Below are 14,729 nucleotides of genomic sequence, written 5' to 3'. Positions count from 1 at the left end.
AAATAGCTTTATCGTGAAAAAAATCACAAGTCCGGAAGACCAAACAATTTGGAGGGATTTACATGTCGGTGATTGAGAGAGAATTACAAGAGCAACAATCTGGCTGGAGAGGTTTTAAAAAAGGCAAATGGACTAAAGAAGTCAACGTCAACGATTTTATTGAAACTAATATCTTACCTTATGTTGGCAATGAAGAATTTTTGGTTGGTCCTACCGCCAACACAACTGCATTGTGGGATATTGTATCCGATCTTACCAAAAAAGAGTTGGCAAACGGCGGCGTGCTTGATGTAGACGTGAATACGCCATCCACTATTATTTCACATAAACCGGGTTATCTAGACCGGGATAAAGAGCAAATTGTCGGTGTACAAACAGATGCTCCATTCAAACGCTCTTTGCAGCCGTTTGGTGGAATTCGGATGATGATCGACGCTTGTAAAGCCTATGGTTTTGAAGTACCAGAAAGTATCATTGATATTTTCACTCATATTCGTAAAACTCACAACCAAGGTGTATTTGACGCTTATACAGATGAAATGAGAGCAGCTCGTAAAGCTGGTATCATTACTGGTCTCCCAGATGCATACGGTCGTGGTCGTATTATCGGTGACTATCGTCGTGTAGCTTTGTATGGTGCAGACTTCTTGATCCAAGATAAAAAGCTGCAACTGAAAAGCCTTGAAGTTGATTCCATGGAAGAAGACGTAATTCGTCTGCGTGAGGAAATTTCCGAACAAATTCGTGCTTTGAATGAACTGAAACAAATGGCTGCTGAGCACGGTTTTGATATTTCAAAACCTGCTAACAATGCGAAAGAAGCTTTCCAATGGGTATATTTTGGATATCTTGCAGCAATCAAAGAACAAAATGGTGCAGCAATGTCCTTAGGACGTGTATCTTCCTTCCTTGATATTTACTCTCAACGTGATATGGAAGAGGGTACAATGACAGAAGAACAAGCTCAAGAACTGGTCGATCATTTTGTTATGAAATTGCGTATTGTTAAGTTCTTGCGCACACCTGACTATAATGAACTATTCAGTGGAGATCCAACTTGGGTTACTGAGTCCATTGGTGGTATGTCCGTAACTGGAGAAACTCGGGTAACTAAAAACAGCTTCCGTTTCCTGCACACCCTCTACAATCTGGGACCTGCACCGGAGCCGAACCTGACTGTACTGTGGTCGGAAAAATTGCCTGAAGGCTTCAAAAAATATTGTGCGAAAGTTTCTATTGAAACTAGCTCCATTCAGTACGAGAATGACGATCTGATGCGTCCGATTTATGGAGACGATTATGGTATTGCTTGTTGTGTATCGGCAATGAAAATCGGTAAACAAATGCAATTCTTTGGTGCTCGTGCCAACTTGGCTAAAGCTCTGCTGTATGCAATTAACGGTGGTAAAGATGAAAAATCTGGCGTCCAAGTAGGGCCTGAATTCCCAGCCATTACAGGTGAAGTTCTGGAATATGAAGAAGTGTTGAGCCGCTTCAAACCTATGATGGAATGGTTGGCAAAACTGTACATGAACACTTTGAATGTTATTCACTACATGCATGATAAATATAGCTACGAACGCATTGAAATGGCGTTGCATGATCGTGATATTCTCCGCACCATGGCTTGTGGTATTGCGGGTCTGTCAGTTGCTACCGACTCCTTGAGTGCCATTAAATTTGCAAAAGTTAAACCAATCCGTAACGAAAAAGGGATTGCTGTTGACTTTGAAATTGAAGGCGAATACCCTTGCTACGGTAACAACGATGACCGTGTAGATAACATCGCTGTGGAACTGGTAGAAAGCTTCATGAGCATGATTCGCAAGCATAAAGCTTATCGTAATGCGGTTCCTACTCAATCTGTACTGACTATTACTTCCAACGTGGTGTACGGTAAGAAAACAGGTACAACACCGGATGGACGTAAAGCAGGCGAACCGTTTGCACCAGGGGCAAACCCAATGCACGGCCGTGATAAAAAAGGTGCTTTGGCATCTCTGAGTTCCGTAGCCAAATTGCCTTATGAACACAGTCTGGATGGTATCTCGAACACCTTCTCCATCGTGCCTAAAGCACTGGGTAAAGAAGAAGAAACACGCAAAACAAACCTTGTTTCGATGATGGATGGCTACTTTGGAAGCCACGCACATCATCTGAATGTCAATGTGTTTGCTCGCGAACAACTGTTGGATGCAATGGAGCACCCAGAAAACTATCCACAGCTTACGATTCGTGTTTCCGGCTATGCCGTTAACTTTATCAAGCTGACTCGTGAACAACAATTGGATGTTATTAACCGTACTTTCCACGGTACAATGTAAATAAGTATTACAATGACGCACGCATAGCGGATGCGGGAAGGATGATGCAACATGTTGAAAGGTCACATACACTCATTGGAAACCTTCGGGACCGTCGATGGTCCCGGCATCCGCTTCGTGCTCTTTATGCAAGGATGCTTGTTGAAATGTCAATATTGCCATAACCCGGACACTTGGGCCTTGAATGAAGGTAATCCGATGACGTTGGAGGAGGTATTGGCTGAGATTGAGCCGTATTTAGCCTATTACCGTTCTTCAGGAGGCGGATTGACCGTATCCGGTGGAGAACCGACGCTGCAAGCTCATTTTGTCGCAGAGCTGTTCAAAGAAGTGAAACGTCGGTGGAATTTGCACACGACACTGGACAGTAACGGATTTAATGACGCGGGCCGTATCCATGAACTGCTGGACGTAACAGACTTGGTGCTACTGGATATTAAGCATATTGACAATGACAAGCATATTAAGCTTACAGGCAAGTCTAACGACCGTATGCTAAGTACGGCTCGCTGGTTGTCTGAGCAAGGGCGCAAAATGTGGATTAGACACGTATTTGTACCGGGTATTCATGATGACGAGCAAGATTTATTGAATTTGGGACGGTTTATCGGAACGTTGAACGGAGTCGAGAAATTCGAAATTTTACCTTACCATCAAATGGGTGTTTACAAATGGGAAATGCTTGGTAAGGAGTATCCGTTGGAGGGAGTTCCATCTCCTACAGATGAAGAAGTTCAACGTGCATACCGACTCATTGAAGAGGGTCGTCTGGAGACTGCAGGAAAGAATGCTGTCTGTCGTCCATCATAATGTAAATGGCTCAAAGCTATTTCCTAGTAATGAAGCCGCCGCCACATCAGGTCAGATGGGCGGCGGTTTTTTGTTGTTGAATTTTTTGCAGTCACAGGAGAAAGTTCCCTTTTTTTCATGATCAGCAAAATTTCCAGAAACTTTTTAACAACTGACGCGTCTAATAGTATGACTTTTTACGGGAATGATAATAATTTGGTGATAGAAGGAGACAGACAATGAATTTCAAGAAATGGACCATGCTCACCGCCCTTGCGGTAGCTCAGGTGGCCGCAGTAGCCCCTGTAGGAGCAGAAGCAGCATCAACAACCGTTCAATCCACCGATTCGGTTAGCGCACAGCAGGCTCAGGCCAATGTTGCTGATTCAGGCGTTCAGAATAGCATCGGAGATCAAGATGGCACTAACACACAAACTGACACGGTGACACCTAATAACACAGGCGTATCCAATGATCCATTGACTGGCCTGCCTACGGATACAACCAACGGATCGAACGTATCCAATGATGTATACGGTGGAGACGGAACGATCACCAATCCTGGTGGAGCTCCAACATCCATGGGTGCTAATCAATTGATTTTGTACTTAAACAGCGCGAAAATGGAACAAAACGGACAGGTGTACACAGCAACTCAGCCGATGACCGTGAAGGACGGAGTTTCCTATGTAGCTATCCGTTCACTTGTCAGCCGTGTCGGATTGCAGTTTAGTTATGACACTGCCACCAAAGAAACCGTAATCACACAAGGAACAAATGTCATGCGCTTCAAAACAGACAGCAAGGTTTATACGGTTAACGGTGAAGCCAGACAAATGAAGGGACCTGCTTTTCAGCAAAAGAACGTATTTATGGTGCCATTGACCTCGATTACACAGGCCTTAAATATTCCTTATACTGTGAATAATACGACTAAACAAGTTATCATGGATTTGAATCAGAAACCTAAAGCTTCCTTCACGGTTCAACAAAAAGATATCTATGCGGGCGAAACCCAAGTTACGTATTTGACGAAGGAATCTTCTCCTACAGGTCTTCCGATTGTGAACCAACGTTGGGAAGGTAAGCAGGACATATTTCAGGAGCCGGGTACATATGTAGTTACCTATTCTGTTCTTGACTCTGCTGGGAACTGGAGTGATCCTTACTCAGTTACAATTACAGTAAGGCCACCAAATCAGCCGCCAGTGGCTCTGTTTACAACTGATAAAAAAGAGTACAAAATGGGTGAGAAAATCACCATTACCGACCTGAGTACAGATGATGAGAATGCTATCACTAAGCGTGATTGGGAGAATAAGAAACTTGCCTTCTTCCAACCAGGTGATGTAACAATCACACTCACCGTGACTGATAAGCACGGCGTAACAGGTACCAAAAGTGAAACAATTAAAATTACGAATGAATTGCTGTACAACGAAGATGATTTCAATAAAATCTTCACACCATATGGTGATAAATATACAGTAGACGGCAGTCAGGTGCCTACCATGGCTACCATTCCTTTGACTAGTACATCTTCTCCGCGTCTTTTGATCCGTGCTAACAGCCCGGAACGTGTATTTCAGGACGGAATTGTGTATCAGGAAACCGGATCAGGCAGCACGCGCATACTCGTCCATCATGTGAATGAAACGGGTCGAGATGTGAAAATGTACGTGATTGCGACCAACAACAATATTACTCCTGCCAACATGAATGTCGAAAATTCTGGTTTTGCTGGACCATCTGAATTTGCCACAGCTGCGGGTAAAGTCTCAATTCAACGATATTTTCAATCCATGCAGGATGGAAGCAAGCGTTCTAGCACAGTTCTAAATCCTGGCGAAAGCCGCATTATTTTAGAGGATTTGAATGCACAAAAAATCAAGCAAAAACAGGTCATATCTTTGTTATCCGATTTGTATACGGATCAACCTATTCAATACACGGTAATTGTGTTAGATGCAAATGTAGATCCATTAACTGTGTTGCCTACTCTGGCAAAACTGCCTAAGGACGGTATTCATAACCGTGGAACGTATGCTAATTCGGATATCACGCTCAATTATACCGAAGAGGTTGGTAAAACAGCTCAACGTATCGTTCTTGGTGATAATAAGGTAGATCCGAACCTGATTGGTACGGACGGTCTGGACGGCTCTTCTGCTTCCAATGCCGGTAATTTTGGTGTTGTATATAAAGTTAAATTGGATCATGTAGCGCCGTATTCACTGATTACGTTCAACCCGCGTGGAGGCGAATATTCCGGCTATGCGATGGTAAACAATCAGGTTGTGGGTATCCCGACGAACGGCGCAGTATGGGCTCCAAATGAGATGAGTGTGCTGTATCGCACAGGGCATATCGAGGAAAGTGTAGAAATGTATTTCACTGCTGCTGCAGGAAGTAACTTGCCGGTTTCCGTAGTAGTTATGCCTTTGCCAGCTATTAAAAATTAATATGAAATAACCGGTGCTGTTTACCGGCTTAGACCTTGGGTCTCGTCATTCACCGTTTAAAAGTCGATGTCACTTGCAGAATATAGGCGTTCTCCTGCTGCGAATTTAATCGTAGCGCCGGAGAGCGTCTTTTTCTTATGTATAGATACGAATATCTCTTATAATATTGACTTTAATCGTGGTATAATAAATAGATGCAAGCCTAAGCCTGCATCAGAAAACCTGAAACTACAGACAGGGGAGGGTGAAACGCATGCTGACAAAGGATGAGATTATTGCAACAATGTCCGCTCAGGGGCTGCGTATTACAGATCAGCGCAAGACGTTGGCCACGTTATTTTCCGAGAATGAAGGGTATCTGTCCCCCAAAGACGTTTATGAATATATGGGTAAGAAGTACAGTGGACTTAGCTTTGATACGGTTTATCGTAATCTGCGTGTAATGCAGGAATTGGGTGTGTTGGAACAGGTATCTTTTGAGGATGGAATGAAGTTTAAGGTGAGCTGTAATGAGCATCATCACCATCACCATATGATTTGCTTGAGCTGTCAGAAAACATTACCGATTTCTTTTTGCCCAATGCAAATGACAGATACAACGGATCAATTCCAAATCGTCGAGCACAAGTTTGAAATTTTTGGTTATTGCAAAGATTGTCAACAGAAGAATGGGCATACTGACAGTAATTCGGATGGGGGATTCAGTCAGACGAGCGGTCACACTCACAGCCACGGGGGCTACTGAAATGAAAATCACCACACGCAGAGTGGTACAGGCTCCGATTAAGTTTTATCGTTCCTATATTTCACCGTTAAAGCCGGCTACCTGCCGGTTCTATCCAACGTGTTCGGCGTACGCGTTGGAGGCGGTAGAAGTGCATGGTGCGCTCAAAGGTTCATGGCTTGCTGCTAAGCGTATAGCCAAGTGCCATCCCTTTCATCCGGGTGGCGTAGATTTGGTTCCTCCTGCAAAAAAGGGAACAGATAGGTCTAGCGAAGATCGTTTGGCTACCCACTCCAAGAAGGGTCTGACTTGACAGCGCTATGCGGATTTGGTTATATTTTGGTTAATATTGTTTTCCTGCGAAGGGATGAGTAGGGTAAACCGCCCAGTACAGAGAGCCGGGGCTAGCTGCAAACCGGTCTGGAGCGAAGCCTGAATATGGTCCTGGAGGAACCTTTTTCGAGCGTATTTGCCACAGTTATTAGTGCTTGGGAGGCAAGCGTAAGGGGGAGGCGTGTTCCAGCGTTAATGGGCGGTCAGATGTGACCGGTGAAGCCTGTAGTCTGCGAGGATACAGGAAAATTGGGTGGTAACGCGTGAGGTGACTCTCGTCCCATAGGGGCGGGGGTCTTTTTTGTGCCCAATTTGTGCCAAATTCATGAATTGGAGTACCATCATGTCAGCAGATCTTATCGAGCTGCCGTGAACAAAACAGGAGGCAACACACATGTCCAATGAGAACACATTTTACATTACGACTCCGATCTATTATCCGAGCGACAAGCTACATATAGGTCATGCTTACACGACGGTTGCGGGAGATGCAATGGCCCGTTACAAGCGGCTACGTGGTTATGAAGTGCGCTATTTGACAGGAACGGATGAGCATGGTCAGAAGATTGAGCAGAAAGCGAGTGCAGCAGGCAAAACGCCGCAACGTTTCGTAGATGATATTGTGGCAGGTATTCAAGAACTGTGGCGGAAGCTCGACATTTCCAATGACGATTTTATCCGTACTACGGAGGAACGTCATAAGGCTGTCGTACAGGAAATTTTTGATCGTTTGCTGAAGCAAGGCGATATTTACAAGGGAGAATACGAAGGCTGGTACAGCATCCCTGACGAGACGTACTACACAGAAACTCAGCTGGTTGACGTGGTGAAGGACGCCGAAGGCAATGTGGCTGGAGGAAAAAGCCCGGATAGTGGACACCCTGTAGAACTGGTCAAGGAAGAGTGTTACTTTTTCCGTATGAGCAAGTATGCTGATCGGTTGCTGCAATTTTATGAAGAGAACCCACAGTTTATCCAGCCGGAATCACGTAAAAAAGAGATGATCAATAACTTCATCAAGCCGGGTCTGGAGGATTTGGCTGTATCACGTACTACCTTCGATTGGGGCATTAAGGTGAAGGGGGATCCGAAGCATGTCGTGTATGTGTGGATTGACGCACTTTCCAACTACATCACAGCCTTGGGTTATGGCTCTTCCAATACCGAGTTGTATGATAAATTCTGGCCTGCAAATGTGCATATCGTAGGTAAAGAGATTGTAAGGTTCCACACGATATATTGGCCGATCATGCTGATGGCGCTGGATCTTCCGTTGCCTAAAAAAGTATTTGCACATGGTTGGCTGCTCATGAAAGACGGTAAAATGTCGAAATCAAAGGGCAATGTTGTAGACCCGGTGACATTGATTGACCGTTATGGTCTGGACCAACTTCGTTACTACTTACTGCGCGAGGTGCCTTTTGGGGCAGACGGAACATTTACACCAGAAAGTTTTGTAGATCGAGTTAATTCGGATTTGGCAAATGATCTGGGCAACTTGTTGAATCGTACCGTGGCGATGGTAGATAAATATTTTGATGGCAAGGTTCCGGCTTATGAAGCGAATGTAACAGCATTCGACGGAGCTTTGGAAGACATGGCAACATCGACTTATAGCAAAGTAGAAGAAGCCATGGAAAACATGGAGTTTTCCGTGGCATTAACGGCGATTAGCCAATTTATTAGCCGTAGCAACAAGTATATTGACGAGACGCAACCATGGAATTTGGCTAAGGATGAGGGAAAACGTCGCGAATTGTCATCTGTTATGTTGCATTTGGTAGAAAGCTTGCGCATCGCTTCCATCTTACTCCAGCCATTCTTAACCCGTGCTCCTCATAAAATTTGGGAACAGCTCGGTATTAGCCAAGGTGAGCTGACTACATGGGATAGCGGCAAGCAGTTTGGTCGTATTCCGGAAGGAACGCAGCTGGTCAAAGGTAATCCGATCTTCCCGCGTCTGGATTCAGAGCAAGAAGTTGCTTTTATCGTGGAGGCAATGACTGGGGGGAAGAAACCGGAGGAAGCTACGACACAAGTTCAAGTTCAACCACAGAATGCATCTGAGGCGAGCCAGGAAGCGCCGGAGGCTAAGGAAGAGATTGGCATTGAGGATTTTGCCAAGGTAGAACTGCGCGTTGCTCAGGTCGTCGCTTGCGAGCCTGTGAAGAAGGCCGATAAACTATTGAAGCTCCAACTTGATCTTGGTTATGAGCAGCGGCAAGTAGTATCAGGGATTGCGAAGTTTTATACACCTGAAGATATCATTGGGCGCAAGGTAATTTGTGTGACCAATCTTAAGCCAGTGAAACTTCGGGGAGAGCTGTCACAAGGTATGATTTTGGCAGCATCACATGGAGATCAGCTTACGCTGGCCACCGTACCGGAAGGTATGCCGAATGGTGCAGTCGTAAAGTAGTACCTTATGTAAAAATAAAAGAGCGTATGTCCGGGAATCATTCTTCCTGGGCATGCGCTTTTTGGCTTGCATCATATTTTGCTCCCGCTACACGTATGTTTTAGTAGGCAGGGCTTGTTTGGTCGTGTTCACTTAAGACAGGTGGGAGGGAATATGATGACAAATATCAACGCCGGGTTGGCGATCGTAGCCGGACTGGTTTCTTTTTTTTCACCGTGCTGTTTACCGCTGTATCCATCTTATTTATCGTATATGACAGGGATGTCTGCGCGTGAACTGGCTGAAGGACGGCACAAGGCCGAGGCTCGTTATCGTACGATGGGACATACGCTTGCTTTTGTATTGGGCTTTTCGGTCGTTTTCTATTCACTGGGTGCAAGTGTCGGGTTGCTTGGAGAATGGTTTGCCAATTATGGGGATACGCTAAGAGTGGTAGCGGGGTTACTTATTTTACTAATGGGATTGGTTTCTCTTGGTGTGGTGCGTCCTTTGATTCTAATGAGGGAACATAAGCTTCGCTGGACATGGAAGCCTGCCGGGTACGCCGGTTCCTTTGTGATCGGAATTGGGTTTGCGGCAGGCTGGTCGCCCTGTATCGGTCCCATGCTAACAGCTATTATCGCTTTGGCGGCAGTAGAGCATCACATTTGGTTCAAACTAATTACAGGCTATGCGCTTGGCTTTGCGATTCCATTTTTTGTATTAGCTTTGCTGGCAGGCTCTATTCGACTACCCTCTCGCTATACCTCCATCTTAACCAAAACAGGTGGCATACTACTTGTTATCACTGGCATTTTACTGGTAACGGATCATATGACCGATGTAACGCTATTTTTACAACGGATTACCCCAGATTGGATGCTAGTTATGTGAAATATTCAATACGACTTAAAGGGAAATGTTCAAAAATACGCTCTGTGATAAACTCTCGTAGTGCATTTTGCTGTTCATCGGGATAAACATATTTGTTTTGTCCCCAGCGGCCCCATTTTTTCTTGCGTTTTTCTATGTCCATCTCCAGCTTGGTTTTCGGATAACGTTTCTCGATGACAGCTTTGGATGTTTTGGTGAAGCGATGCTGAATTAATTCGAACGTCAAATCTTTTGTAGCATGCCGGGGCAGGGTTTCTCCCAATTTGCGCAGCAACTCGCCGTAGCCTTCTTCCCAGCCGTCATACCAGATGATGGGTGCAATGATGAACCCCAGTGGATAACCGGCCCGTGCGATTTTGCCCGCGGCTTCAATACGTTCCTCGAAGCGTGAAGTTGCAGGTTCAAACTGTTTAATAACATAATCGGAATTAATGCTAAAACGGATGCGAGTATGACCATTATGTTTAATATCCAGCAATGGATCAACATGATGATATTTAGTAACAAAACGCAGACGACCAAATTCCTCATCTGCCATGAAACGAATCAAGTCTCCAAGCGTTCCAGTGATATGCTCCAAACCAACCGGATCGGAGGTACAAGCTGCTTCAAAACGGGTAATTTCAGGCGCACGCTCCTCGATATAAGCTTTAGCTGCTGATAAGATATCGTCAGTGTTGACATATACACGAATATACGGCTTTGCTCCCAAGGTTGTTTGTAAATAACAGTAGTGACAGTGCCCCATGCAACCAGTCGAAATGGGGATGGCGTATTCGGCAGAGGGCTTGGACTGGTCAAAAGTCAACGTTTTACGGATACCGACTACCAAAGTTTTTTTTGCCATTCGGTACTTTTCAACTTCAGTTTCACCTGGTAAATTGGTAATTCGGTTGTGAGAGGTAGTCATCCGATACGGAATATCCTTGGCTTTAACCCAATCCATAATACGCTGGCCCTTGGGATAATTCAGTGCGTCTGGCTCAAAAAACACCAGGTCAGGCAAAAATGGCTTGGTTCCTCTGGTTTGGACAGGAGTACGCTCAAGCGTAGACATGGCTAACGCTCCTTTCGAAATAAATCCACAGTGCTCTGGTGTCCAACTTTAACATATTGCCGCAGAAATAAACGATACAGGACGACGATATTAGTGTGCCCGGCTTAAATTGAACAAATCGTGGCAATAGCTGTGAGTGAAGGGATGAGACTTGCCAATGGGCAATGATAACATGTATCATTACATAGTAGGTTTAACGCAGGAAATGAAGGCGGTAAGCGCCCGTTCAATAACAGAAAAGAGGGAAACAAGTGCCAACGCCAAGCATGGAAGATTATTTGGAACGCATTTACCAACTGATTGATGAGAAAGGCTATGCTCGTGTCTCGGATATCGCAGAGGGGTTAGAGGTGCATCCTTCGTCTGTCACCAAAATGATTCAGAAGTTGGATAAGGACGATTATCTTGTATATGAGAAGTATCGGGGACTGATTTTGACACCGAAAGGGAAAAAGGTCGGCAAACGGTTGGTTGATCGCCATCAGCTATTAGAGCAATTTCTAGATATGATTGGGGTTGACAAGGACCTGATATATAAAGATGTGGAAGGTATTGAGCATCATTTGAGCTGGGATTCCATCACCCGTATCGAAACATTGGTCGAATATTTTCGCCGGGATGAAGATCGCTTGCGCCAGCTTCATGACATACACAAGGAATTGAGTGGAGATTCCTAAAAGCATCTGTCCTTACGGACGATGCTTTTTTATTTGTCCCGACCGCAACAAATATCCGGTTATTAGCGTCTATCCATTATATAGCAGGACAAGATAGGGGTTAAAATTAACAGGGTTAGCGGAGGATTGTAATAATATGAATCGAAAGAAAATAGTGGCGTTGGCTGCAGGTCTACTCTTAGCAGTGCAGACTGCCATCGTTCCTGGAGTTCAAGCAGCTCCAACTGGTGATATTGAAATTATATTGGACGGACAGTCCCTGCAAAGTGACGCATCACCGTATATTGTACAGGGAGCCAATGTTACGATGGTTCCTTTGCGAGTGATTAGTGAGGGATTGGGCGCTCAGGTCAACTGGTCGGAATCGTCCGGTACGGTAACGATTACAGCACAGAACAAAAATATATCTATGGAGAATGGTGCACAAAGCGCTACGGTGAATGGTAAGTCAGTTCGACTGGATGCATCTGCCCGTATGACAAGCGGGAGAGTCATGGTGCCACTGCGTTTTGTTGGGGAAGAGTTGGGATTAAAAGTAGATTGGCAAGCTTCAGAGCGAGTCATTACGTTAAGCAGTGGTAAGGAAGGTGTCTCTACTGGCGGGGACACTTCTGCGGGAAGCAGCGGCTCCATATCAGATACGTCTGCATCTAGCAATCAGGATAGTGTAAGTACAGATCAGGGAGCTATCGATGATGAGCAGGCGGTTGTCACTTCACCGTCAACGTCTACTAGTGAGGAGGGTTCAAGTTCTTCGCAGGCAACTGTTGTTCAAGTAAAGGCTTCAACTTCCATGCGTGGAGCATGGATTTCTACCATTAATGGAGATTGGCCTTCTTCCGCTGCCCGAAGCAGCTCCGAGAAGCAAAAGCAGGAGTTTACTAAAATGCTCGATGATTTGCAGGGGATGGGCATCAATGCGGTATTTGTTCAGGTTCGTGCCAGCGGTGATGCGCTCTATCCCTCGAGTCTCGTACCATGGAGCAAGTATTTGACCAACACCCAAGGTAAAAATCCAGGCTATGATCCCTTGAAATTTATGATTAGAGAATCGCATAAGCGAGGGATGGAATTTCATGCTTGGTTTAATCCATTCCGTGCGAATTCTACAGGAACAACCAGCGGTTTGGCTGCAAACCATGTGGCTAATCAACATCCGGACTGGATTGTTAAGAATGGTAGCCAATTATACATCAATCCAGGAATTCCGGCTGCACGTCAGCATGTCATTGCGGCGATTATGGAGGTCGTAAACGGATATGATATTGACGGCGTCCATTTGGACGATTATTTTTATCCTTACAGCGGGACTTTTGATGATGATGCGACCTTCAAAGCATATAATGCCAACAAAATCTCTAACAAGGGCGACTGGCGGAGAGACAATGTGAACAGTTTTGTCCGCGATTTGGGCAAAAGTATTCATGGCAGCAAGTCTAAAGTTCAATTTGGAATTAGTCCTTTTGGGGTATGGCGTAACAAATCTCAGGATTTAACGGGTTCAGACACGAAGGCAGGCGTTACAGCGTACGATACGACGTTTGCGGATGTAAGAACCTGGATTAACAAAGAATGGATTGATTATGTAGCTCCACAAATTTACTGGAGTATCGGTTTCACGGCGGCGGGATATGACAAGCTTGTCGCATGGTGGTCCAATGAGGTCAAAAACACAGATGTTAAGCTGTATATCGGTCATTCTCCGTATAAGATCGGCACCCCTGAAAAGGGCTGGCAAACGGCTCAAGAGCTAATTAAGCAGCTTGAACTGAACGAAGATTATAAACAGGTCAAAGGGGATATTTACTTTAGTGCACAGCATTTGCGTAAAAATCCATACGGACTCATTCAGCTTCTTCAAAATTATTATCAAATGTGATATAAATTGGATCATATAGGTTCTATTTGGGCCTCCGTTCTCATACATAAGCAGTAGAACTGCTTACTCCCAAGAGAACGGAGGTTTTTTGATCTATGCTGATCAATGCTGTGTTCCAGGGTGGAGGGGTTAAGGGAATTTCGCTGGCGGGTGCAGTTAAGGCTGCGGAGGAGCATGGAATTGTATTCAATCGTTTGGCAGGTACATCATCAGGTTCTATTGTAGCTGCTTTATTGGCGGCGGGATACTCTGCGGATGAAATGAAAGCCGTAATTGAGAAAACCCCCTTGGTCAAGTTGTTACGACGTTCTCCAGTGTTCAATATTAAGTGGGTTGGACCAGCAGCTCGTATCTTTCTTAAAAAAGGGCTCTACTCAGGGGAGGCACTGGAGCACTGGGTACGTGAGCTGTTACGAGCTAAGGGAGTGCGTACGTTCGCGGATTTACCTCCTGGCAAATTGCGCATTATTGCATCAGATATTACGAATGGACGCATTCTGGTGCTTCCTGAGGATATCAAACGTTTTGGTATCAATCCCTCTTCACTGGAGGTAGCTAAAGCCATTCGGATGAGCACAAGTATCCCTTATTTTTTTGATCCTGTTATGTTAAGGCTTGATTCTGCACTTGCCAAGGGAAAGACTTTTTCTCAGCAATTTGTATTTGTAGTTGATGGGGCTTTACTAAGCAATTTGCCTTTGTGGCTTTTTGATGAGCCTGTAAATGAACGTGAGGCCAAAACGATTCCAACGGTAGGGTTTCAAATGGTGGGCAAAACGGGTACGGAGACCAAAGTTTCTTATATACGGGGTCCATTGACCATGCTGCAGGCTATTTTTGATACCATGCTATCAGCACACGATGAGCGATATATTGAACAGGAGAATCGGTATCGGACGATTAAGATTCCAACATTGGGTATCCGCACTGCACAATTTAACATTTCTACAGAGCAAAGTGATTTGTTGTATGCTTCCGGTGTGCAGGCAGGGGATGCTTTTTTCCACAAATGGAGCATCACTTCTTACCAGCAGCAGTATAGCAAGTATCAATTGATGAAGGATACCATGTACGCTATGAAATAAACACTAACTCGCAGTTAAAGTTAATTTAAAAGGGTGTAAAAAAGGAGCCTCTTCCCGGTCATATTTGAATACGCGGGTGATGGCTCCTTTGTGCTACATTTTAAAGG

The 14,729-nt window shown here is 44.9% G+C and carries 11 protein-coding genes; 10 read left to right on the top strand and 1 reads right to left on the bottom strand.

Annotated elements, in window-relative coordinates; translation table 11 throughout:
• The first annotated feature begins 62 nt into the window (after positions 1-62).
• From pflB to G9G54_RS08625, 7 genes are all read left to right on the top strand, one after another.
• Entirely contained in the window at positions 63-2,324 is a 2,262-nt protein-coding gene (pflB, locus tag G9G54_RS08655; RefSeq protein ID WP_025722256.1) for a formate C-acetyltransferase, read from the top strand.
• Positions 2,325-2,375: 51 nt separating this feature from the next.
• A complete protein-coding gene (pflA, locus tag G9G54_RS08650) occupies positions 2,376-3,134 on the top strand; it encodes a pyruvate formate-lyase-activating protein (protein WP_013310845.1) in 759 nt (252 codons plus the stop codon).
• 218 nt (positions 3,135-3,352) lie between these two features.
• Positions 3,353-5,575 (top strand): copper amine oxidase N-terminal domain-containing protein, encoded by a 2,223-nt coding sequence (locus G9G54_RS08645; RefSeq protein WP_165177346.1) that lies wholly within the window; start codon positions 3,353-3,355, stop codon positions 5,573-5,575.
• Between the two features lie 253 nt (positions 5,576-5,828).
• Positions 5,829-6,320: a Fur family transcriptional regulator gene (locus G9G54_RS08640; RefSeq protein ID WP_165177344.1), complete on the top strand. Its 492-nt coding sequence runs from the start codon at positions 5,829-5,831 to the stop codon at positions 6,318-6,320.
• A gap of 1 nt (position 6,321) precedes the next feature.
• Positions 6,322-6,612 carry a membrane protein insertion efficiency factor YidD gene (gene yidD / locus G9G54_RS08635; protein WP_061829057.1) on the top strand — a complete coding sequence of 97 codons (291 nt, stop codon included), beginning with the start codon at positions 6,322-6,324 and terminating at the stop codon, positions 6,610-6,612.
• Between the two features lie 414 nt (positions 6,613-7,026).
• Complete coding sequence (gene metG, locus G9G54_RS08630; protein ID WP_165177342.1) at positions 7,027-9,051, top strand: methionine--tRNA ligase; 2,025 nt, start codon at positions 7,027-7,029, stop codon at positions 9,049-9,051.
• 156 nt (positions 9,052-9,207) lie between these two features.
• Positions 9,208-9,924, top strand: a complete 717-nt coding sequence (locus G9G54_RS08625; RefSeq protein WP_165177524.1) for a cytochrome c biogenesis CcdA family protein — start codon at positions 9,208-9,210, stop codon at positions 9,922-9,924.
• On the opposite strand, the gene splB is transcribed toward G9G54_RS08625, so the two are convergent.
• Positions 9,917-10,981, bottom strand: coding sequence for a spore photoproduct lyase (gene splB, locus G9G54_RS08620; protein ID WP_165177340.1), 1,065 nt, complete (start codon positions 10,979-10,981; stop codon positions 9,917-9,919). The two genes, G9G54_RS08625 and splB, sit on opposite strands and share 8 nt — an antisense overlap.
• Before the next feature lie 251 nt (positions 10,982-11,232).
• Here splB and mntR point away from each other — a divergent pair, with 251 nt between their 5' ends.
• The 3 genes from mntR (at position 11,233) to G9G54_RS08605 (ending at position 14,622) form a co-directional block, all read left to right on the top strand.
• On the top strand, positions 11,233-11,658 hold the full coding sequence (gene mntR / locus G9G54_RS08615) for a transcriptional regulator MntR (protein ID WP_007430946.1): 426 nt from the start codon (positions 11,233-11,235) through the stop codon (positions 11,656-11,658).
• 136 nt (positions 11,659-11,794) lie between these two features.
• On the top strand, positions 11,795-13,537 hold the full coding sequence (locus G9G54_RS08610; protein ID WP_165177338.1) for a family 10 glycosylhydrolase: 1,743 nt from the start codon (positions 11,795-11,797) through the stop codon (positions 13,535-13,537).
• 95 nt (positions 13,538-13,632) lie between these two features.
• The gene (locus G9G54_RS08605) at positions 13,633-14,622 is read left to right on the top strand and encodes a patatin-like phospholipase family protein (RefSeq protein WP_039270925.1); all 990 of its coding nucleotides are present in this window, start codon (positions 13,633-13,635) and stop codon (positions 14,620-14,622) included.
• Positions 14,623-14,729: the final 107 nt, after the last annotated feature.

It is taken from the genome of Paenibacillus sp. EKM212P (assembly GCF_011066115.1).
Lineage (GTDB): Bacteria > Bacillota > Bacilli > Paenibacillales > Paenibacillaceae > Paenibacillus > Paenibacillus polymyxa_B.
Note: the sequence above shows the minus strand (reverse complement) of the source record. Positions and strands in the feature narration are given on the sequence as shown.